Consider the following 2,269-nt stretch of genomic DNA (forward strand, 5'->3'; position numbering starts at 1 on the left):
TCGTTTGTGTTACTATCCGTATAGGCTACAGATAGTACTTCCATACTATCTAAATCGACTGCTACATGTATCTTCTTCCACTGTTCTCTCTTACGATATAATCCATCCTTACCGTTATAATCCATCCTTACCGTATTTCCTTTGATKCCACCCACTGGTGCTATATACATTTACTCCGGTACTATCAAATACTATCTCTATCATACTTATATATTACTATATGTCAAAACAAAACACTAATGGAAAATTAACTTTTCACTATATCACAAGCATGTAAGTCACGCTTAAAGTACAAGTTACTATTCTTATTTAAGATTACCCTATAAATCTGAACATTTTCAAGTACTCTTTGAACGTAATCTCTTGTTTCTCTAAATGGTATAAGTTCTATCCAGTCAATAACTTTTCTTGTATCTTTTATATCCCTTGGATCACCAAACCTATCTATCCATTTTACTACGTTATGACTTCCGGCATTATAAGAAGCAATAGATAGAATATAAGAACCTTTATGATCATCTAATAATTTTTTGAAATGATGCGAACCAAGTTTAATATTATATACTGGATTCCTAGTTAAATCTGCTACATTACATTTCATATTTATAGATTTTGCGGTATCACAAGCAGTACTCTTAATAAGCTGCATCAGCCCCATGGCATTTGCATAACTCACAGCCCTATGATCAAAGACCGACTCTTGTCTAATTATTCCATAAGTTAAATGAGGTGGGATAGGCAAACCTCCTAGATTATAAGGCGTTGGAAAAGCACAATCCGGAATAAAAGCGTTATTTTGGGCAGCAATTTTTGCCACCTCAACCATATGGTTAGTATTATTATTTGCTTTAATAATATTCGCAATTATTTGAATTTCTGCAGGATTTTTAGTGTTTTTAATCGCTGCTTTGGAATATATCATGGCTAAATTATTCTTATTATATTTAACCAGTAACCTTATTGCTTTAATAATCTCTTTATTTTCTATAGTTTTCCTTTCTTCAGAAGTTATTACGGGAATATGAGGTAAAACTAATTTTGTCCTATTTAATTCAATATTTGCTACCTGTCCGTAAAAGGTAAAAGAATATTTGACTGCCTGCTCGTAAAATTTTCTAGCCGTTTGCTTATCGCCTTTTGCTTCATAAGTACGACCGAGCCAATAAAATCCACGTGCCAAACTAATCGGGGTTTTAACAACTTTGATAAACTTATTAAAATGTAATAATGCTTGATCAGGCTTTTTTAAAAAGCTTAAAGCAAGCCAGCCCGCAAGCCACTCCTGCTCTCTTATAGTTTCAGGGCAGGTGGCAAAGGGTATCGTTGCCATTCTATAGCTATTAGCAAAATCCTTGTAATCGATGAATTCACGAGCATAATAGGATTGAATACGACACCATTTAGCAAAATGTTTACGGTTATTTTTAGCTTTCTTAAACAAAGTAATAACTTCCTTTGTTGGCTTTTGCATTTTTTTAGAATCTAAATAACGATATAACAAACCGGAACTATAGTATTTTTCAGGAATGCTTCTAAAAAGCTTTTCAGCATTTTGTGATTTATTAATAATTGCAATTTGTGCTTTGAAAGAATTACGATAGCCTTGATCAACATATTTTAAGGATTGCTCGGCAGACCTAATATCATTTTTCCATAAATGCTCTTCTATCCGCTCTAAATGATCATTCGCCGTTAAATATTTATGCCACTTATTGTAATATACATTTTCTTCTTCAGAAGTGAAATTGGCATATACCCAAGACTCTTTAATAATAGGTAGTAATATATTCTGATCTTTGATTAAACTACTTGCAGCTGCCGCATAAAATTTATAACCTTTGCCGGTAAGAGGAGAATGTTTACTAAACCAATCAAAAATTACTTTTTTATTTGTATTATTATTTAGATATTCTTCCGCTCTTTCTTCAAGCAGCTTATTTTGAGGCCAATTCGGGTTATTGCGTAAAAATCTTATTACATGTTCAAAACTATTATCTGAATATTTATTATCTAAATATTTCTGAGAAAGTACAATTTTTGTTAAGGCTTTATTATTTACTGCGCAGGCTAAATCTTCAGCCTGAGACCAGTTTTTTTGATCGATATAGGTAAAAACTTGCTTAACATTATCTACAGAATCAGAATTTACCGCATTTGTCATCCCGTGGCTTGACCACGGGATCCAGTTCAAGGCTAATAAAAATATAGAAGTTAATAATTTTATTGTGATTTTCATAAGTTGGTCATGCCTCCATATTGCAGTTATGCC

1 protein-coding gene is annotated in these 2,269 nt (G+C 32.5%); it reads right to left on the reverse strand.

Going from position 1 to position 2,269, the window contains the following annotated elements:
- Positions 1-247: 247 nt before the first annotated feature.
- Complete coding sequence (locus KYQ89_RS03835) at positions 248-2,236, reverse strand: transglycosylase SLT domain-containing protein (protein ID WP_218460484.1); 1,989 nt, start codon at positions 2,234-2,236, stop codon at positions 248-250.
- Between the last annotated feature and the right edge of the window lie 33 nt (positions 2,237-2,269).

The organism is Rickettsia sp. TH2014, assembly GCF_019249195.1.
Lineage (GTDB): Bacteria > Pseudomonadota > Alphaproteobacteria > Rickettsiales > Rickettsiaceae > Rickettsia > Rickettsia felis.